This is a genomic window from Halobacteriovorax marinus SJ (assembly GCF_000210915.2).
Lineage (GTDB): Bacteria > Bdellovibrionota > Bacteriovoracia > Bacteriovoracales > Bacteriovoracaceae > Halobacteriovorax > Halobacteriovorax marinus.
In genome coordinates this window covers 3,238,220-3,258,746 of record NC_016620.1, presented here as the reverse complement: position 1 = coordinate 3,258,746, position 20,527 = coordinate 3,238,220, and the positions used below count along the sequence as shown (strand labels likewise).

The following is a 20,527-nucleotide window of genomic DNA, read 5'->3' as shown; positions in this document are numbered from 1 at the left end:
ATGAACGAATATGTGTTTTGATACAAGTTGCTAAATAGGGAATTTATGGTCCGAAATTAGAAGATGTTGTATCATTAGTATAAGAAAATAAGGGTAAAATGAGCAATTACATTGTAGAGAAATTTAATCAACTACAAAAGCTGTCTTCATATCAATCAGATTTTAGTCTTGATATTTATGACTTCTTTTTGAGTAAGAATCTTTTTAAGAATGGTCAAGCACCTTCTGGAAAACCTGTTCTCTTAAATGCCCTGAGTGATTGTTCTGAGTGCTACTATGGACTTCAGATAGATTCATATGCCGAGGGATGTTTTCATGATTGTGAATATTGTTGGGCCAAATCAGATCTTAGTAAAAAAGAGATGTGGAATAATCCGATGCCATTGCCTATTAATATCTCAGAGTTTTGGGAATTATTCTACATTGTCTTTGAAACAGATAAGGATCATCCTCTTAGGTCAATCCTTGAAAAGAGAACACCACTTAGAATAGGATCTCTCTCTGATCCATTTATGACAATGGATAAGAAGTACGGTGTAACTCTAGAGATGTTGAAAATATTAAATCACTATGAGTACCCAACGGTATTTCTTACTCGCTCTCATCATGTAATTGAACAAAGGTATTTAGATATTCTAAACCCTAGTCTTTTTTCAATCCAAATATCCTTACCAAGTTTGAATGAGAATTTTACAAAAGTTCTAGAGCCTGGAGCACCTCCTCCTATTAAAAGACTTGAGGCATTGAAGACGTTAGTAGATCATGGAATTTGGTGTACGGTTAGATTAAACCCACTTTTTCCAATTTATGCTGACGGCGTTTACTCCAGAAACTTGGCCAAAGGGACACCCTCTGACTTTTTCGACTTCTCTTATATCAAGACATTGTCAGAGTACGGATGCCAGTCTCTGTTAACGGGCTTTGTTCATTTGAACTCCAATGTCGTAGAGTTGATAAAGGAAAAGACAGGAGTAGACTTAAGAAGCTTAATGTCTCAGGAGATGAAGGATCTCGGAGAGGACTTTAGATATTCTTCATCAGAGATTAGAAGTTATTATGAGATGGTTAAGGAGGAGTGCTCTAAGTATAAAATTGAGTTCTCAACTTGCTATCTTGGTCTGGGCGAAGCTTATTTTTGGAAAGATCAGGACCTATGGGATAATAAAGAGGACTGCTGCAATATAAAGAATAAGGTTAGCAGTTTTAAGAAAGAAACGAGGGAGATTCCTATTTTTAAAAGACTGGAGATTGAATCTCCTAATATGAGCTTTTTTCAAAGAGTTCTTCATAGTTTATGGCAGGGGTTTAAGAGTTTCTTTCTTAAAAAGGTATTTGAAAAGTAATGGCTTATATTTTAGGGATTTCTGCTTATTATCATGATAGCTCTGCAACGTTGTTGAAGGACGGGGAAATTCTCGCTTCTATTGAAGAAGAGAAGTTCTCTAGGAAAAAACATGATAAGACATTTCCTTTTGAAGCGATTCGTTTTTGCCTGGGTTTCTCAGGGATTTCATTAGCAGAAGTTGATCAGATAATTTTCTATGATAAGCCATTAACAAAATTTGAAAGACTTCTAGAAACATATGTTTCATTTGCACCATTTGGTTGGAGTTTTTATAAAGCGTCTTTACCAGAGTGGTTTAGTGGAAAGATCTTTCTTGAAAAGACATTGAAGCATGAGCTACAAATGCTTGATCCAACAATCGATTCTTCAAAGAATATTTTATTTTGCGAGCATCACCTCTCACACGCAGCATCGGCTTTCTTTCCAAGTCCATTCGATGAGGCCGTTATCCTTTGCATCGATGGGGTCGGTGAGTGGAATACAACAAGTAGCTGGATAGGTAGAGGAAGCGTCATTGATAAACTTTGGAATATTGATTTTCCCCACTCCATAGGATTACTCTACTCTGCATTTACGTACTACCTTGGATTTGAAGTTAATAATGGGGAATATAAAATGATGGGGCTCTCTCCATATGGAAAGCCTATCTATGCTGATAAAATAAAAGAACATCTTATTGATATAAAAGAAGACGGATCGTTTAGCCTTGATATGAGCTATTTCTCGTATACGACTGACCTTGTGATGACGAATAAAAAGTTTAGTCAGCTCTTTGGACGAGAGGTTCGAAATAGAGACGAGGATATCTTGCAATTTCATATGGATGTTGCGGCAAGTATTCAGACTGTCACAGAGAATTGCGTTTTAAAAATTGCGACCTCTTTAAAGAAAGAGACAGGGATTAAGAACCTATGTCTTGCCGGTGGTGTCGCCCTTAATTGTGTTGCCAATGGAAAACTTAAAGAAGCTAATATATTCGAAAATATTTGGGTTCAGCCTGCTGCGGGAGACGCTGGAGGAAGTTTAGGCTCTGCACTCTCTTGCCACTATCAATTCAATGGGAATTCGAGATCTGCTAGGTCGACAGATGATATGAAGGGATCACTATTGGGCCCAGAGTATTCAAACGAAGAAGTAGAAAGTATTTTAAACTCTAAAGGATGTGTATATTCTAAGAGTGAAAATATTTGTAAAGAAACGGCTCAATATATATCTGAAGCAAAAGTTGTGGGGTGGTTTCAAGGTAGAGCAGAATACGGTCCAAGAGCGCTTGGAAATAGATCGATTCTTGGGGATCCTAGAGACTCTTCAATGCAAAAAAGACTTAATTTGAAAATTAAATATCGAGAGTCTTTTCGCCCCTTTGCCCCCGTTGTTCTAGAAGAGTGTGTCAGTAATTATTTTAACTTTGAGGGCAAGTCTCCCTATATGCTCTTCACTGCAAAGGTTAAGAACTCCTCTCTTCTCGAGAGGAAAGAGTGCAATCTCTTTGAGAGACTTGCTCAGGTGAATTCACCTCTTCCCGCAATTACACACGTCGATCTTTCGGCCAGGTTACAAACAGTAAATCAAAGTACGAATAGTAAGTTCCATAATTTATTATCTGAGTTTTCTTCTTTGAGTGGTTTTCCTGTTTTAATAAATACCTCTTTCAATATTAGGGGAGAGCCAATAGTGCTCACTCCTGAAAATGCAATAAACTGCTTTATGAACACAGAGATGGATATTCTTGTGTTGAATGACTTTATTTTAAAAAAAGAAGATCAGAGTAGGGAGTCATTTAAAGCATACACGACAACTGAACTCAGTGGTGAAGTCACGCAAAAGGTAAGGGCAAGTGTCTCAGAATTAGACTTGAAAAATTTTACGAAGCAATTTTCTATATTTCTCATGTTGGGTGTGGGGATTCTTCTTCCTTATGTATGGAAATATAATTATTCCTTAATTCCATTCATTCTAGGTGCCCTCGTTATTTTGATTTATTTTATACGACCGAGAATGTTAACGATTCTCTATCATCCTTGGACTTGGTTAATGAATAATCTAACCTTTATTAAGGGGCAGTTACTTCTTGTTCTTGGTTATTTCATTATGATTACACCAATTGCACTCATTATGAAGATGATAGGAAAGGATCCAATGAGAAAGAGTTTTTCAAAAGAGAAGGAGACGTACTTTCTTAGAAGCGAAGAAAGTACTTTTGATCCTCAGAGTTTAAAGTTCCCTTTTTAGAAAAGGGCATAGATCGCCGGAAGAATAGAGCTTCCTCCAGCAAGTGTTAAGAATAGACTAAGAATTGCAAACACGAAGAAAATTGGCATCAGCCACCATTTTTTATTTTTCTTAATGAGTAGAAAGATTTCCTTAAGCATTTTGTTATTTGCTTGAAAATTTTCCTTTAGAGTCTTTTTCTTAATGTTCTTCTCGTCCATAATATGGTCCTAGTCTTTAAATAACTTACACAGTCCATTATAAGGTAATTTTGATATTTTCTGTATCTTAAACTGTCCACGGACACCCATATTTGCAACTAGTCCAATGGTTTTAATCTCGACAGACTGCCCTTTAAATGTGGCAACACGGGCCCTTCTAGAGAATTTAAAGCTAACTTGCTCTGTTAACAATAATTCGTCTTCTAAGAAAACTTTCATTTCATATTTATTACCTTTTTTCTTATAGAGGTTGATGTCGGAATAAGGTGCGTAGACATCATGAACGACACAATGAATTTCTCTAGCAAGAGTTGTGGTACTCATTAGTAATAAAAACATTAATATTAAGTTTTTCATCATTCCTATTCCTACTTCAAAAAAAGGTTAATAATATTATTAGCAGCTAAATAAGGAGTTGTTTTTCCCTCTGTTACTTTATCAAGGAGGACGGGAAGTTCCTCTTTTACATCTGGATGCTGCTTTAGCTTTATGTCGATAAGCTCAGCGATAAGCTTGTGCATCCAATCTCTATTTTGCTTTGTTCTTTTTTGATGAAGTTCACCATTTTCAAGAGCTTCTTTTCTATATCTTTCGATCATCTCCCAAACTCCATCAATATTTCTATTTTCAAGAGATGAGATGAGCTGTACTTCTGGTTTCCAAAATGATGTTGGATGTATAATCTGTAAGGCTCCTGAGTAGTGGGCCTTAGTTTGATTTGCTAAATTAACAGAATCTCCATCAACCTTATTAATCACTATAGAGTCAGCTAATTCTAAAATCCCTTTCTTTATTCCTTGTAGTTCATCTCCAGCATTTGGAAGCATGAGAACAAGAAAGAAGTCTACCATAGAGGCCACTTCAAATTCTGATTGTCCGACGCCAACAGTTTCTATGAGGATGACATCATAACCAGCTGCTTCGCAGAGTATTGCCGTTTCTCGAGTCTTTGTGGCAACTCCACCAAGGCTACCAGATGAAGGTGAAGGTCTAATGAAGGCCGAATCATCTTGTGAAAGTTTTTCCATTCTCGTCTTGTCACCCATGATACTACCACCAGAAATTGGAGAACTTGGATCGACAGCAAGTACGGCGACTCTATGCCCTTTAGAGATGAGGTAAAGCCCAAAGCTTTCAATAAAAGTCGATTTACCAACACCTGGGGTACCAGTGATTCCGATTCTTATACTATTGCCAGATTTAGGAAGAAGTTTTTCTAAAAGCTCTTGAGCTTCAATGCGATGGTCCTCTCTCTTACTTTCAATAAGAGTGATTGCCTTTGCAAGGGCCCTGCGACTTCCTTTTAGAATATCTTTTTCGTTGATCTCTTTACTCATTACTTCTTACTATTTTCGATATGGTTAAGGACATCTTCTGCCGCGTATGGAATTGCCGTACCCGGACCATAGATTCCTTTTACTCCAGAGTTGTAAAGAAAGTCATAGTCCTGCTTTGGAATAACTCCACCGGCAACAACTACAATATCTTCACCACCCAATTTCTTTAACTCATTGATAAGATCAGGAATAAGAGTTTTATGTCCGGCAGCTAGAGATGAAACGCCAATGACGTGAACATCATTTTCAACTGCTTGTTTTGCAACTTCCGCCGGAGTTGAAAAGAGAGGGGCAAGGTCAATGTCAAAGCCTACGTCTGCATAAGCAGTAGCGATAACTTTCGCTCCTCTGTCATGACCATCTTGTCCCATCTTGGCAACAAGCATTCTCGGTCTTCGACCATTTTCTTTTTCAAATTTTTCAATTCTCTCTTTGATCATATTCCAGTTCTCATCTTCTTCGTATGCACTTCCATAAACTCCAGAGACTGTTGCCGAGTTTGCATTGTATCTTCCCCAGTGCTTCTCTAGTGCGTCTGAGATTTCTCCGACTGTACAGCGAACTCTCGCTGCATTAACTGCGAGCTCAAGTCCATTACCGATTCCTGTCTTAGCGTATTCAGTAAGGGCACTTAGTGCTTTATTAACTTCTTCATTATCTCTATCTTTCTTAAGTTGAGCTAATCTTTTAATTTGTGATTCTCTTACAGCAGTATTATCGATCTCAAGAATTTCAATCTCTTCTTCGTTTTCAACTTTGTATTTATTAACGCCAACAATTGTATATTCGCCTCTGTCGATTTTGGCTTGCTTAATTGCAGCGGCTTCTTCAATTTTTAATTTTGGAACACCTGACTCAATGGCCTTTGCCATCCCTCCGAGTTTGTGAACTTCTTTCATCAACTCTCTTGCTCTATCTGCAATTTCATTTGTTAGTGTTTCCATCATGTATGAACCACCCCATGGGTCCACAACATTTGTAATACCTGTTTCTTCTTGTAGAATTATTTGAGTATTTCTTGCTATTCGAGCAGAGAATTCTGTTGGAAGTGCAACGGCTTCATCTAGAGCGTTGGTGTGAAGAGATTGTGTTCCACCAAATACAGCGGCCATAGCCTCAACAGTTGTTCTAATAACATTATTGTAAGGGTCTTGTTCTGTTAGTGACCATCCTGATGTTTGGCAATGTGTTCTAAGCATTGTGGATTTTACATTCTTAGGTTCGTACTCGCTTACAATTTCTGCCCAAAGCATTCGAGCAGCTCTAAGCTTTGCAATTTCCATATAGAAGTTCATTCCAATTCCAAAGAAGAAAGAAAGTCTTGGTGCAAAGTCATCAATATTCATCCCAGCAGCAATGGCCGTTTCGATATATTCCCTTCCATCTGCAAGTGTATATGCAAGCTCTAGTGCATTGTCGGCTCCAGCTTCTTGAATGTGATAACCTGAAATTGAAATCGAATTAAACTTCGGCATATTCTTTGATGTGTATTCAAAAATATCGGCGATTGCTTTCATTGATGGAGCAGGAGGGTAGATATAAGTATTTCTAACCATGAACTCTTTTAAGATATCATTTTGAATTGTACCGGAGAGCTTATCTTTTGAAACACCTTGCTCCTCGGCTGCAATAATATAGTTTGCAAGAATTGGAAGAACGGCACCATTCATTGTCATCGAGACAGAAACTTTATCAAGAGGAATAGAATCGAAGAGCACTTTCATATCTTCTACACTATCTATGGCCACACCTGCTTTTCCGACATCTCCACTTACTCTAGGATGATCAGAGTCATATCCTCTGTGAGTTGCTAGATCAAAAGCAACGGATACACCTTGTCCACCAGCAGCGAGGGCCTTTCTGTAAAACGCATTTGATTCTTCTGCTGTAGAGAAGCCAGCGTACTGTCTAATTGTCCAAGGTCTTCCTGTATACATTGTGGCCCTTGGACCTCTAATGAAAGGTGCAAAACCTGGAAGAGTATTAGTATTATCAAAAGATGAGATATCTTCTTTTGTATAGAGAGGCTTAATGTCGATGCCTTCGGCCGACTTCGTTATAAGTGATTCTGGAGATTTTCCTTTTTGCTCTTTGGTTGCAAGTTCTTTCCAGTCATTGATCGATTTCATGGTGCTCCACTTTGTAATTTATTTGATTTCTAAAGCTATCAAAAATTTGGCACTTTTGCACATTTTGGAAATCCTAAGTAGTGGAAAAAAATGCAGAATATCGATTTGTTTTGCGCCGTGCTATGATGGGTAGGAAGGTAGATTTATGGTGGTAGTGCCTCGTCTAACCTGTTGAAACTTCGAAAGGAGAATCGATGACCTCAAGCTTTTCAAGCGATCTCGTTCTAGAGACAAGCCTACAATGTTACTTCTTTGATCAACTCGCGCAGCTAAATCGTATTCAAGCAAATCCATTGGCGAATGAAGATATCTTCTATTCTAGTCTCGTGATGGATAAATTTGGAATGTCTCATCAGCTCTTTGAGCAAAAAGAGGGGCGACCATCTGAGAAAATTCTAGGCCTAAAATTGATGCAGGCTTCTCATCTTCCAAAGAAGAAGAGAATTAGAGAGTTAAAAGATATTGGAGATACGGCCCTTTTTATATGTGGCTTTTTTCAAGACTCATTAAATAAGAAAATAGTCGACGTGAGTTACTATAGAGATATTGGGCAAGCGGCGTATTCAAAGTTAAATCACTTGGTACCTTCATTCTATGATGTAGATTCCTTTTATAATGAATTTTCTAAGAAATTTAATAATGCCGCTCTCTTGATGGAACTTCTTTCAAGAGAGTGCTTAAGTAATGCGAAGGAAGACGATCTTATTTGGATCGCCTCCTAGTTATTAGGCGTCTTCTCTACCGACAATAATAGTATTCCACTTTCTCTTGAAGACTTTCTTTACTTCTTTTTGAAATTCTTCATAAGTAATTTGGTTAATATCAATATTGCCTTGGTGGTACCAATCTAGTCCTAAACCTTGAAGAGTAGGAACAGAATAGATATTTGCATAATCTTCATTTGTTTGAACATTGAGTAATGACTGTCCTTCAATCATTTTCTTAATACGATTAAAGTCTTTCTTGGTTAGGCCATTGTCCTTGAGTTTTGCAATAATTTCTTTGATCGCTTTAATGGCCGGCTTAACTTTATCGTGCCCTGATGCCATATAGATTCCCCAGTATCCGGCTTCAAGGGCCGTGAAATGAATCGGTTGAGCAGAGTAGCAAAGACCTTGTCGGTCTCTCACCTCTACAAATAACTCACTAGACTGTCCTGAGAGATGTGTCGCGATCATCTTTAAAACAATATTTTCTTTCTTGCCAAGTTTTGCACTTGGAATGAAGTGAAAGATTTGTGTTTGCTCTCTATCAAAAGGAATGAAGTGACTCTTTCCAACTTCTGGTTTGATCACTTTTGCCACTAGTTTGTTCTTAGCTCTTTTATCCAAACTAGATATTTCCTTCTTTACCATCTCCATCACTTCTTCAAGTGATAGGTCTCCACAATAACTAATAAGAATTTCTTTTTCGTTTAAATTCTTAGTGTGAAGTTTGATGAGGTCTTCTCTAGAGAAGTCATTAATATTTTCATTTGTTCCAAGAATATTAAAACTATAAGGATGATCTTTAAAAGCAAACTCATTAACTTTAGAGAAGCAATGTCTAATTGGATCTTCTTTTTGGTTTTCAATATGTCTTAGAGTCATTTCCTTTTCATGGGCAATAAATCGTTCATCAAAGCTAGGTCTTAAAAGTGTTGCAAAGAAATCTTTAAATAGACTTGGAGCATTCTCTGTTAAACCATGCATTGTGATTCCATAGGCATTCTTTCCTGTAAAGCCAGAGATATGTGCTGACTTATTCTCAAGATCTTCCTTCAACTTATCGTAGTCTTTATCTTGATGACCTTTAGAAATTGTGCCACTTAGTAAATGATAGATTCCGTTATTAGATTTCTTCTCCTCTGTTAGTCCTCCCTTGATATAAGTGTGAAGTACAAAAGTAGGGTTTAGAGGATTGTGTCTATAGAGAAGGGAGATACCCTTCTTAAGTTCAAGAACTCTAACTTGAGGGTCAAACTTTGAAGTAATTCCCTTCTGCTTAATATTTTTATCTTTTGCAAGGTCTTTAATCTTGGCCGTGTTTTTCTGAAAAGTTTCTAAAACTTTTTGCGCCTTATCTACATCAGTATCCTTAGGAACTTGTAGAGAGATGTGAATAGGTCTAGAAAATATTTCTTTAAAGGTTTGGTTAACTTCTGTGATTGAAGTGTTTTTAATTCTATTTATAAAGTCTTCTTCACAGTTAATATTTCCAGTTTGAGCAAAGCCATGACCAAGAGAGAAGGCGTAAGACTCTAGTGATTCTTTTTCATAAATCTTTGAAGCAATATATTGATTCTTTATCTTTGTAATCTCGTCCTTCTTTAATCCTGTTTTTACGAGCTCCTTGAAGATGCCCTCTAGCTTTGTAAGGGCCTTCTTTAGATTCTTATGAGGTAGGCTAACTCTTAAAAAGTGGACACCACCCTTTGACATAAACATCGTTGAACTTGATGCCCCGTTAGAAAGAGTTCCATCGAGAACAAGATTTCTATGAAGTCTAGAAGTTTCACCGTGGCCCAAAGTACTTAGAGCAAGATCTTCTGCTGCCGCTGTCGCATCAGAATAGGCCGGACCTTGAATTGTAAGAGTGAGTTGAGACATTCTTACATCTTTTTTATGGATACTAAGAGTAGATTCTTTTTTCAGCTTGAACTTTGGGAAAACTGAAGAATCACCCGAAGGTAATTTATACTTTTCAATCGACTTAATAATTTTACTCTTCTGCTTTAAGTCTCCCGCAACTACGAGTAGAGCATTATTTAAATTATAGTGTTTCTTTCTAAAATCTTGCAGCTGCTCTTTATTAAACTTTAAAATAGTCTTTTCGGTTCCAAGAATTGGGTGAGCATAGCCACCTGTGAAACTACTCTTTTGAATTTTTTGAAATGAATATTGATTAGGGTTATCTTGAGATCGTCTGTACTCCTCAAAGACTACTCCTATCTCAGGGTTAAAGTCCTCTTTTTTGAACATCGGATTGGCAACCATATCCATTAAAATATCAGTAGTTGGAATAATTTTTGAATTTGGAGAGTTGATATAATAACAAGTGTAATCAAATGAAGTGAAAGCATTAACTTCTCCACCAAATGATTCAACTTCGTGAGCAATCTCAGCCCCCGGTCTTCTCTTCGTTCCTTTAAAAAACATATGCTCTAGAAAGTGAGCGATACCTTCATCTCTTTTTGCTTCAAGCGCTGAGCCCGCTTTAAACCAAATCTGTACACTTGAACTTGTGGAGCCTGGGAAATCGACAAAGAGAGTTTCAAGGCCATTTTTTAGTGTCATTTGATCGTGTTGCATATATATCCTATTTTGGTAAATTAAACTCATTCTATTATAGTTTAAGGCAGCTTTTTTTTAAGGTAAAAAATTGAAAAATCACCCTATAGAGTCACTTTACATTCATTTTCCCTTTTGTCGACACTTATGTAATTACTGTGATTTCTATAAGAATATACCCGTGGACAAAGAGCTTGAGTACGGGGAGTTTGAAACCTCTTTGGTAGAGGGCTACTCAGAGCTAGAACAATTTTTACTTAGAAATAATTGTGAGATTTCTTCTTTAAATACACTTTATTTGGGAGGAGGAACACCTTCGCTATGGGGAGTTCGCGGAGCTGAATTTTTGAAAAATTTTCTTCTTGAAAGAAATATAAAATTGAGCAGTACTTGTGAATTTACTCTTGAAGTGAACCCTGGAGCGTGGACTCGAGAGGCCTTGTCTAGTTGGCAAAGTAGTGGAGTAAATCGCTATTCTCTTGGAATACAATCTCTTGATGCGAACTTCTTAAAAGTCATTGATAGAGTTCATAGCATTGACGATGTGTACGAGACACTGAAGTTTTTCCATGAGCACAATTTAAGTTTCTCTGTAGACTTTATGTTAGGCCTACCTTTTTCTGAAAAATACAATAGAGATATCTTAAAAGAGCTTGAAGAAATTTTAGACTACGCACCAGAGCATATCAGCTTATATATTCTAACAACTAAGGCCGGCTATATTCATCGAGATCATCTTCCTAGTGAAGAGTATATTGAAAAAGAATATTTGGATGTTGCTAACTTTCTTAGAGGGAAAGGCTTTGATCACTACGAAGTTTCAAACTTTGCTAAAAAGGGAAAGGAGTCTAGGCATAATCTTCAGTACTGGAGAAGTGAGTCTGTCGCAGCACTGGGCGCCTCTGCTACAGGATATCTAAAAGAAGCTGCTACGAGGTTTAAGTGGAAAGTCTTAGAGAGTAAGTATAAAGAAGAGATTCTGACTGAAGATGAACTTCGACTAGAAGAAATCTATATGGGTCTTAGGATCAATCAGCTCTATGATCTCTCATTGCAAATAGAAGATTTAAAAACTCTTGAGCAGGTTATTTCTCACTGGGAGAAGAGCTCTTATCTTAAAGAGAGAGTAGGATATAAATTGAGTTTAAACTCTAGAGGCTTCTTACTCTTGGATTCTTTGATGAATGATCTTTTCAAGTATAAATTAATATGAAATTTGTCTTAGAGACTCTAACAGTGCTTCAAAATGTGGCTTTCTATCATAGTCCCATTTCTTTCTATAATTGAGTGCCGGTAGGATAGAGACTCTTCTTACGCCACTAGTATTTGTAACGCTATTTAAGTGATCAACGCCTTTTTCTGTAATTTGATAGGTGTCGTTTAGAAACGAGCTCTCTAGAGGGACGACGCCATCGTTCTTTCCAATTTTCTTTTGAGTGAAGTCTCTAAAAATTTCAAGTGGTGTGTCCCAACCAAGTTCATCTTCTTTGTAAGAGCCATAATTTACCACTGGAATAGTTCTTATGATTCTTTGATAATCTTCTTCTCTCTTCTCGTTCCTTTTTCTACTTTCCTTGCTTGTGAGACTAAGCATTCCTTCTTCTGAACCACCAAGAAATTGAAAGAGCCATTTACCCATGGATCTTGTAATAGAATTACCAGCAAAAGCATCAGCTACAGGAGATCCGTTGAAGGGAGTTTGAACAGTGATGACTCCTGTTATTTTCTCGAGTAAATCGGGACGGCTAGAAAGAGCTGCAAAAGTATCGAGCCCACCTTTACTGTGTGTAAAGAGGATAATATTGTTTGGAATTTCCTCTAAAACTTGAATGATAAAATCTTTATTTTCGCTCGGAGAGGATTCTGATTCTATGTCTAAGAACTCATAATTGATTCCGTACTCCATTAACCACTCTTCGTGATCGCTGAAAATTTCTCCAAGAGCGTAGTTAACTTTAATGCGTTGATTTGAATTTGAATTAAATGACTCTGAAAGCACTCCAGGTACTAAGAGAACTGTTTGAGATCTGAGAAAGCTGATGAGTAACTCTCTATTAAAAGATGAGCTTTGAATTTGTGTCTTTGCCAGTAAGTACTCTTTACTAATATCAATACCACCAGCAAAGGTGCTGCCGATTAGAGCTAGAAATAGTAAAATTGCCTTAAGTTTAGACACCAGTCAGTTCTCCAACATCACTTTTATGTAATTTAAGTAACTTATAAATAGTCCATTTGAGACTCAATATATTAGTTACAAGACTTGTGCCAAAGCTAAGGTATCGTAATTATTAGATGTCTGGTCTCTTTACGATTTTTTTATTTTCCTTAGCATTGACACTCGCCAGGTTGCTCCCATCTTGAGAAGGAGAAATTAATACGCTTTAGGAGCAGAGAAAAAATGACTACTGAAAATACTGAGAATTTAGAAGCTAAAGTTGAAGATGGAGCGCAAACTTCTAACGAAGTTGAAAATGATAATGTCGAGTCACTAGAGACTAAGCGCGAAGAACAAGGGCCAACTGAAGAAGAGAAGGCACAAGCTGAGCAAGAAGACTTTAAAGCAAAGTTCTATTACTTAGCAGCTGAAATGGAAAATCTTAAAAAGAGACAAGCAAGAGAAACAGATAACCTTCTTAAGTATGGAAATGAAAAAATCTTATCTTCTCTTTTAGATGTTTTAGATAATTTAGATAGAACACTTTCTGCAATCGCAAATGATGAAGATGAGAAAGTTAAAAATATCTACATTGGTGTAGATATGGTTAAGAAACAATTTTCAGAAGTTTTAACAAATAATGGATTAACAGAAGTTGAATCAATCGGTAAATCTTTTGATCCAAATTTCCATGAGGCCATGGCACAGCAGCCGGCAGAAGGAAAGGCCGACGATGAAATTATTTCTGAATTTCAAAAAGGTTATATTTTAAACGGTCGTCTTTTACGAGCGGCAAAAGTAGTAATAGCAAAAAACTAATATATAAATAAAGGAGATTACCATGGGTAAAATTATTGGAATTGATTTAGGAACTACAAACTCTTGTGTTTCAGTTCTTGAAAATGGAAAGTACAAAATTATTGCAAACGCAGAAGGACATAATACAACTCCTTCAGTAATTGGTTTTGCAAATAATGGAGATACTCTTGTTGGACAAGTGGCTAAGAGACAAGCCGTTACAAACCCAACAAAAACTTTATACGGAATTAAGAGATTAATTGGTCGTAAGGCCGATACTCCAGAAGCAAAGAAATTTGCTGACGTTGCTCCATTTGAAATTTTTGCAAATAAAAATGGTGATGCTTGGGTAAAAGTAGACGGAAAAGAAATGTCTCCTCAAGAGATTTCAGCAATCGTACTTCAAAAGCTAAAGAAAGCTGCAGAAGATTACCTTGGTGAAGAAGTTTCTGAAGCAGTTATTACAGTACCTGCATACTTCAACGATGCTCAAAGACAAGCAACGAAAGACGCTGGTAAAATTGCAGGTCTTGAAGTTAAGAGAATTATTAACGAGCCAACTGCTGCAGCACTTGCTTACGGTCTAGACTCTAAAGTAGATAAGAATATCGCTGTATTTGACCTTGGTGGTGGTACATTTGATATTTCGATTCTAGAAATTACAACTGACGGTGTATTTGAAGTTAAGGCAACAAATGGTGATACATTCCTTGGTGGTGAAAACTTTGATGAAGATATTATCAACTACCTTGCTGAAGAATTTAATAAGACTGAAGGAATTGATTTAAGAAAAGATCAGATGGCCCTTCAAAGACTTAAAGAAGCAGCAGAAAAAGCTAAGCACGAACTATCAAACGTTAATAGCACTGATGTAAATCTTCCATTCATTACAGCAGATGCTTCAGGGCCTAAGCACTTAAACATTAACCTTTCTAGAGCAAAATTTGAGTCACTTATTGCAAAAGACTTAGAAGCTCTTGCTAAGCCATGTTTAACTTGTCTTGAAGACTCTGGATTAGATAGAAATGAAATTCACGAAGTAATTCTTGTTGGTGGTTCAACTAGAATGCCTGCGGTTCAAGAAAGAGTTAAAGAAATCTTTGGAAAAGAAGCTTCTAAAGGTGTTAACCCTGATGAGGTTGTTGCTGCTGGTGCCGCGATTCAAGGTGGTGTACTTGCTGGTGATGTTAAAGACGTTCTTCTTCTAGACGTAACACCTCTTTCTCTTGGTATTGAAACTCTTGGTGGAGTTATGACTAAGCTAATTGATAAGAATACAACTATTCCTGTAAAGAAATCACAAGTATTCTCAACAGCTCAAGATAACCAACCAGCGGTTTCTATTCACGTTCTTCAAGGTGAAAGAGAATTTGCAAATGATAATAAAACACTTGGTAGATTTGACCTTACTGGAATTGCACCAGCACCAAGAGGTGTTCCACAAGTTGAAGTTATCTTCGACATTGATGCTAACGGTATCGTTAATGTTTCTGCTGTAGATAAGGCAACAGGTAACAAGCAAGAAGTTAAAATTACTGCTGGTTCTGGTTTAACTGACGACGAAATCGAAAGAATGGTTAAAGAAGCAGAAGCAAATAAAGATGCTGACTCTAAGAGAAGAGAAATCGTTGATACTAGAAATAGTTTAGATGCTCTTATCTTAAGCTGCGAAAAAATGATTAAAGACGGTGGAGATAAAATTGCTGAAGGCGATAAGAAAGAGCTAGAAGCTGCAATCGAAGCTGCAAAAGGGAAGTTACAATCAGAAGTTCTTGACGAGCTTAAGGCCGAGCAAGAGAGACTTCAAAATGCTTCTCACAAAATTGCACAGCAAATGTATCAGCAACCTGGAGCTGAAGGACAACCTGGTCCTGACATGGGTGCTGGACAAGCGGGAGCTGGTGCAGATGCAGGTCAAGCTAAGAAGAAAGACGACGATGATGTTGTCGATGCAGACTTTAAAGAAGTTTAATTCTTTTAGAGACATTGCATAGAGGTTTCATCCTCTAGATTTATTTATAGATGTAGAGGTGTTCGGTGAGTAAAATCATCTAACACCTCTTCCTCGTATAAGGAATATTATGAGTAAGAGAGATTATTACGAAGTTCTAGGGGTAGATAAAAGCGCCGGTAAGGACGAAATTAAAAAGGCCTACAGAAAGATGGCCATGAAGTATCACCCTGATAGAAATCCAGATAATGCTGAAGCAGAGGCCAAGTTTAAGGAAGCATCTGAGGCGGCAGAAGTTCTCTTGGATGAAAATAAGAAATCACGCTACGATCAATTTGGTCACGCTGGAGTTGATGGCCAGGCCGGAGGCTTTGGTGGCGGAGGCTTCGGTGGAGGTTTCGGCGACTTTGGAGATCTAGGAGATATTTTTGGAGATATCTTTGGTGGTGGACGTAGAGGCGGTAGAAGACGCTCGGCAGCTCGTCCAGGAAACGACCTTCAAATGTCATTGGAAGTTGATTTTACTGAAGCAGCATTTGGTTGTGAAAAGAATATAAATATCACTAGACTTGCAGAGTGTGGAACTTGTCACGGCTCTGGTGGAAAAGATGGTGCCCAGCCTGTTAACTGCGATATGTGTGGTGGTATGGGTGAAGTGAGAAGACAACAAGGCTTCTTCACTGTTTCTCAAACATGTCCAAAGTGTCAGGGTGCAGGGCAAACGGTAAGTGATCCTTGTGGAACTTGTCATGGTGATGGAAGAACAAGAAAGAAAACTGAACTCGAGGTTAAAGTTCCAGCGGGTATTGATCACGGTCAGAGACTTAAACTTACAGGTGAAGGTGACTCTGGTGCAAAGGGTGGTCCTGCGGGAGACCTTTATGTTGTGATTGATATTAAGGAGCACGAACTCTTTGAAAGAGACGGTTTTGATGTTCATTGTACAATACCAGTTTCATTTTCTCAGGCAGCACTTGGAGCAGAGATAGAAGTTCCTACTCTTGATGGAAAGGTTTCCGTTAAGGTTCCTACTGGAACTCAGTCTGGTAAAAAGATGCGCTTAAAAGGAAAGGGAATTCAAAGATTAGGCGGCTATGGAAACGGTGATCAAATCATGCATATTCATGTTGAGACACCTCAAAAGCTAACTAAAGAGCAGGAAGAGCTCTTTCACAAACTAGCTACATTTGATGATGAGCACTCTCATCCAATGAGTAACGGTTTCTTTGATAAAGTTAGAAATTTATTTCAATAAAGCAAGGCCCTGAGTGGCCTTGTTTTTTCTTATATAACAAAACGATTTTTTATAGAGGATACCAGCATATTGGTCTAGGTTCTTTGAGTACGCCTGCTAGAGATGTATCAAGCCTGCACTGTGAGCTTGGATAAAAAGTGGGATGATCATTTAACTGAGTTGCTACTTCTTCTGAAGGAGTGTGAAAGTGAACAATATCGCCCAGGGTCTCATAGAAATGAATATCGCTTTCAAGAGCATTGAGTGCTCTTAAGCAGTAAGTTTGGTCTTCAGATTGCTCACAGTACTTGTGATTAAATTCTGTAACTCTTATCTCACTTGTTTGAGGGAGATGCTTAAATACATTTGGGAGACAAACTTTAGTTGCAAAGTAATCGGCCTGTCCCTCCATTGAAGAGCCAGTTGATTTATAAGGAGCGCCACCAATCCCGTGACCTATTTCATGACAAGCTGTTACAGCAAGTCCATCAAGAGTCATCTTCTCAAGTCTTGCAAATCCACCAAATAGAAAAATATTATGTTGATTATCAATTCTTGTATATGAGGCATGGACCATATCTAGGTTCCACCAGTAGTTGTCAGGTAGACCATTAGCTGTCGTATTAATTGTAAGTATATCTTGTTCAAAAGGTTTTAAATCTTCAAAGGTAAGAAAAAGAGCTTCTTTGAGTTGAAGAAATTGCTCGTGAGTTACCGATGAGTATGAGTTTAAAGACAATAGTAAGAGAATGAGAGCTTTTTTCATGGTCCATAAGTAGCCATAATTGGCCTAATTGAATAGTAAGTGTAGTAAAAATTACGTATAAATATTAATGGGATACGTATTTTACTTTTACTTCTTGCGTTATTTAAAAACGCCCTAGCTCTTTGAATTCTCCTATCGTACAATTATTGCGACTTTTAACGGATTAAAAGAGAATTAATATGAAGAAAATAATATCTATAGTAGCACTAATTGTTCTTTGCTCATGCTCGGGCATATCTCTACTCTCTGGAAGTGATCCAAGTGATCTTTATACTGAGAAATTTCTTACGTTTATAAATGCTGTAAAAGAGGACTATAAAAAGGGTCAATCTGAAATAGCATTAAAAAAACTCCAGGGCTATCAAACTGAAACTTTGTTGCCAACAGAGAAGGCACTTAGAAGAAACCTTATAGGTGTAATAAATTTTGGTGAAAAGAATTATGAGCAGGCCATCTACAATTTTGGCTTAGCACTTTCTTCGTCTAGGCTTGATAAAAATCTGACTGCTCAAATTCACTTAAACTTAGCAAGCTCTCATTATAAGATGGGATATTTAGATCGCGCCTTCTCAACTCTCTCTATTACAGACTTTAGAAGCCTTGATACTCAGGAAGCAAAGAAGTTTCATAAATTAAATTATAGTATTGCAAATGAATTAGAGAAACCTTCTAGTGCAATGAGATCTCTTATTTGGTTCCTTTCTTCTATTGATTCTCTCAGTGCTCTTAAATCAGAGCCAATGTATGAAAAGTTAATGGGATCGTTTTTTCAATTAGAAGAGAATCAAAAGCGCAGACTTCTTCAGGAATTTGAAGATGAGCCATTTTTGGTCGTAGGTTACCTTGGCTACTTAGAGGCTGAGAAACTTTACTATAAGGGAAAGAAGGACGAGGCAAAAGACCTCCTAGAGTGGGTGGATGACCGTTATAATAAATTTCAAGAAATATCACTACTCGTTACAAATTTTAAATTTCGTTTAGATAATTTTACAAAAATGAATCCTCATTCAATAGGTGTCATCCTTCCTCGCAGTGGCGATAAGGTCGAGTTCGGTAAAAGAGCGCTTATTGGAATTGATAATGGAATTAGAGAATTAAATAATAAGTTTGAAGGTAAACCTCCATTTGAAATCTTTGTTAAAGATAGTGAGGGGAGTGGAGTTGTTGGTGCCTACCGTGTGAAAGAGTTGGTAGAGAAGAATTATGTATCGGTAATTATAGGTGGACTTTTTTCATCTGAAGCAACGAAAGAGTATTTAGAAGCGAGAAAGCACGGTGTTTTCTTCATTTCTCTTTCTCAGATCTACCTCCCAAAGGAAGAAAAAAACCACCTTCTTTTAGAGATTCCTGGTTCGGTAGAATCGTTAGTTGATAATTTATTTTCACCGAAAATGTTAGCTCACTTTGGAAAGAAGGCCGCTGTCATTTATCCTGACTCGGATAGAGGGAGAGCTTACGTTGATGAATTTTGGAGAAAAGCTAAGATACACGATGTTAAGGTTACTGGAGTTAAGACTTATGACAAGAGTAAGACAGATCATAGAGAAACGATCCAAAAGCTCTTAGGCCTAAAGTATAAGAGAGAGAGGGAAGAAGAGCTTGCAATAATGGAAGATATTCATGCGCTAGAGAAGAATCACTCGATGCGAAGAATACAGAACCTAAAGCCGATCATTGATTTTGACTGGGTTTTCGTTCCAGCTTTTCCAAATGAAGCACTTCAGTTAATCCCTTCATTTACTTACTATGACGCCTTTAATTTGAATATTATTGGTGGCCCTAGTTGGCGTTCAACTTCAATGAGTAAGGAGAGTCATAAACTAGGTTCTCTATACTTTGTTGGTGATGACTTTAGTATAAAAGATAATACATTTATTAATAAATTTATTGATCGTTATAAAGTTAGACCAAGACTAATTGAGATTAGGGCCTATGATGCATTCAAAGTCATAAGCAGCGTTTTATCTGAAACTTCTCCTGGTACGCGCGATGAGCTTGAGATGTTAATTAGAAATAAAGAAAACCTCTCTGGGATCACTGGTAAATGGACATTAAACGATGGTGTTTGGATTAAGACAATGGTTCCTCTAAAGTTAAGAAGAGGAAAAATAGAAGACGTAATTTTACAAAATAATGAAGAGCCTAAGTCTACTTTGTAGACTTAGGTGGTGAGATAAAACCTATCCCATAGCTCAAGTTGATAATGATTTGAACAAGTACAACTTGAAAAAATAAATTCATTCTTGAGCTGTCCTTACAAATTTTCCAACTAAAATATAAAAGACAAGAGATATAAGTACTAATTGCTAATAGGGCAATGAGATTTGGATAAAATGCTGAGTAAATTAGAAAAAGAAATGAGAGGCTTGGAACGAGATATATAGGCTGAAAGCTTTCTGGAAATAAAAGAAATGATTTCGCTCTAAAATTAGCACTCTTCATTACTGTTAAACTCATAGAAATTAAATTGCTCTTTCTCTTGTGATGTACGAAAAGGTCACCATAGTAGTGAGCAGTCTTTCCTGAACTCAATAATTTATTTAAGAGAACATTCTCCTCGTTTCTAAAAAAACGCTCATCAAATGAATTATTTTCTTTGTGAAAGATTGAAGTTTTCATCCATAGGTTACAAAGGATAAAGTCTTGCTCCTTTGCGTTTGGATTAAAGTCGTTACTTACCGTATGGCGCTTTTTTGAATGTGCAGTGGCCAAGGGAGAAGTGAGCGCTAGAGATATTGCCGTCTCTGTGCTTTCCTCGTTTGGATAGGAAGTATCTGGTCCACCGAATATCTCTAGAGATTTCATCTCAAGTATAGATTCTGCCTTTTGAAAGTAAGATTCACTAACAATAACGTCATCGTCTAAGAAACATATCCAAGGTGTTTCAACTAATTGAATAAGAGCGTTTCTGACTTCTCCAGGAGTTCTCTTATTAAATGATTTGCATGTTACCTGAGGAATATTTTGTAAGTATTGAGCGCTCTTTGAATCGGAACCATTTATGCCAACATAAATAGGAGTGTTAGGAGATTGGGACCTGATCTCAGAAATACATTTCTGAAGAAGCTCTAATCTTTCATAAGTTACAATGACAATTGAATACTTCATAAT

The 20,527-nt window shown here is 37.2% G+C and carries 16 protein-coding genes; 8 read left to right on the top strand and 8 right to left on the bottom strand.

Annotated elements, in window-relative coordinates:
* Positions 1-98: 98 nt before the first annotated feature.
* Both BMS_RS15525 and BMS_RS15520 read left to right on the top strand, forming a co-directional pair.
* A complete protein-coding gene (locus BMS_RS15525) occupies positions 99-1,343 on the top strand; it encodes an SPL family radical SAM protein (RefSeq protein WP_014245774.1) in 1,245 nt (414 codons plus the stop codon).
* A complete protein-coding gene (locus tag BMS_RS15520; RefSeq protein ID WP_014245773.1) occupies positions 1,343-3,577 on the top strand; it encodes an SxtJ family membrane protein in 2,235 nt (744 codons plus the stop codon). The genes BMS_RS15525 and BMS_RS15520 overlap by 1 nt, the downstream gene beginning before the upstream one ends.
* On the opposite strand, the gene BMS_RS15515 is transcribed toward BMS_RS15520, so the two are convergent.
* The 4 genes from BMS_RS15515 to scpA are packed head-to-tail and all read right to left on the bottom strand — an operon-like array spanning position 3,574 to position 7,243.
* Positions 3,574-3,777 (bottom strand): DUF5989 family protein, encoded by a 204-nt coding sequence (locus tag BMS_RS15515; protein WP_014245772.1) that lies wholly within the window; start codon positions 3,775-3,777, stop codon positions 3,574-3,576. The genes BMS_RS15520 and BMS_RS15515 overlap by 4 nt on opposite strands.
* 9 nt (positions 3,778-3,786) lie before the next feature.
* Positions 3,787-4,137: a hypothetical protein gene (locus BMS_RS15510; RefSeq protein ID WP_014245771.1), complete on the bottom strand. Its 351-nt coding sequence runs from the start codon at positions 4,135-4,137 to the stop codon at positions 3,787-3,789.
* An 8-nt stretch (positions 4,138-4,145) separates the two neighbouring features.
* Entirely contained in the window at positions 4,146-5,114 is a 969-nt protein-coding gene (gene meaB, locus BMS_RS15505) for a methylmalonyl Co-A mutase-associated GTPase MeaB (protein WP_014245770.1), read from the bottom strand.
* Positions 5,114-7,243 carry a methylmalonyl-CoA mutase gene (scpA, locus tag BMS_RS15500; RefSeq protein WP_014245769.1) on the bottom strand — a complete coding sequence of 710 codons (2,130 nt, stop codon included), beginning with the start codon at positions 7,241-7,243 and terminating at the stop codon, positions 5,114-5,116. Before scpA ends, meaB begins: the two co-directional genes overlap by 1 nt.
* 194 nt (positions 7,244-7,437) lie before the next feature.
* On the opposite strand from scpA, the gene BMS_RS17245 reads away from it, so the two are divergent.
* Positions 7,438-7,965 carry a hypothetical protein gene (locus BMS_RS17245; protein ID WP_014245768.1) on the top strand — a complete coding sequence of 176 codons (528 nt, stop codon included), beginning with the start codon at positions 7,438-7,440 and terminating at the stop codon, positions 7,963-7,965.
* Positions 7,966-7,968: 3 nt separating this feature from the next.
* Here BMS_RS17245 and BMS_RS15490 read toward each other — a convergent pair whose 3' ends face one another.
* Positions 7,969-10,563, bottom strand: a complete 2,595-nt coding sequence (locus BMS_RS15490; RefSeq protein WP_014245767.1) for a M16 family metallopeptidase — start codon at positions 10,561-10,563, stop codon at positions 7,969-7,971.
* Between the two features lie 40 nt (positions 10,564-10,603).
* Here BMS_RS15490 and BMS_RS15485 point away from each other — a divergent pair, with 40 nt between their 5' ends.
* Positions 10,604-11,725: a coproporphyrinogen-III oxidase family protein gene (locus tag BMS_RS15485; protein WP_014245766.1), complete on the top strand. Its 1,122-nt coding sequence runs from the start codon at positions 10,604-10,606 to the stop codon at positions 11,723-11,725.
* Here BMS_RS15485 and BMS_RS15480 read toward each other — a convergent pair.
* A complete protein-coding gene (locus tag BMS_RS15480; RefSeq protein WP_014245765.1) occupies positions 11,717-12,688 on the bottom strand; it encodes a lipase family protein in 972 nt (323 codons plus the stop codon). The genes BMS_RS15485 and BMS_RS15480 overlap by 9 nt on opposite strands.
* Positions 12,689-12,910: 222 nt before the next feature.
* Between BMS_RS15480 and BMS_RS15475 the strand changes: the two genes are divergently transcribed.
* From BMS_RS15475 to dnaJ, 3 genes are all read left to right on the top strand, one after another.
* Entirely contained in the window at positions 12,911-13,486 is a 576-nt protein-coding gene (locus tag BMS_RS15475) for a nucleotide exchange factor GrpE (RefSeq protein ID WP_014245764.1), read from the top strand.
* Positions 13,487-13,508: 22 nt separating this feature from the next.
* Positions 13,509-15,437, top strand: coding sequence for a molecular chaperone DnaK (dnaK, locus tag BMS_RS15470; protein WP_014245763.1), 1,929 nt, complete (start codon positions 13,509-13,511; stop codon positions 15,435-15,437).
* Positions 15,438-15,546: 109 nt separating this feature from the next.
* Positions 15,547-16,671 carry a molecular chaperone DnaJ gene (gene dnaJ, locus BMS_RS15465; protein ID WP_014245762.1) on the top strand — a complete coding sequence of 375 codons (1,125 nt, stop codon included), beginning with the start codon at positions 15,547-15,549 and terminating at the stop codon, positions 16,669-16,671.
* Between the two features lie 49 nt (positions 16,672-16,720).
* On the opposite strand, the gene BMS_RS15460 is transcribed toward dnaJ, so the two are convergent.
* The gene (locus BMS_RS15460) at positions 16,721-17,416 is read right to left on the bottom strand and encodes a hypothetical protein (protein WP_014245761.1); all 696 of its coding nucleotides are present in this window, start codon (positions 17,414-17,416) and stop codon (positions 16,721-16,723) included.
* A 179-nt stretch (positions 17,417-17,595) separates the two neighbouring features.
* Between BMS_RS15460 and BMS_RS15455 the strand changes: the two genes are divergently transcribed.
* The gene (locus tag BMS_RS15455) at positions 17,596-19,575 is read left to right on the top strand and encodes an ABC transporter substrate-binding protein (RefSeq protein ID WP_014245760.1); all 1,980 of its coding nucleotides are present in this window, start codon (positions 17,596-17,598) and stop codon (positions 19,573-19,575) included.
* Here BMS_RS15455 and BMS_RS15450 read toward each other — a convergent pair.
* Positions 19,565-20,524, bottom strand: a complete 960-nt coding sequence (locus tag BMS_RS15450) for a glycosyltransferase family 2 protein (protein WP_014245759.1) — start codon at positions 20,522-20,524, stop codon at positions 19,565-19,567. The genes BMS_RS15455 and BMS_RS15450 overlap by 11 nt on opposite strands.
* Between the last annotated feature and the right edge of the window lie 3 nt (positions 20,525-20,527).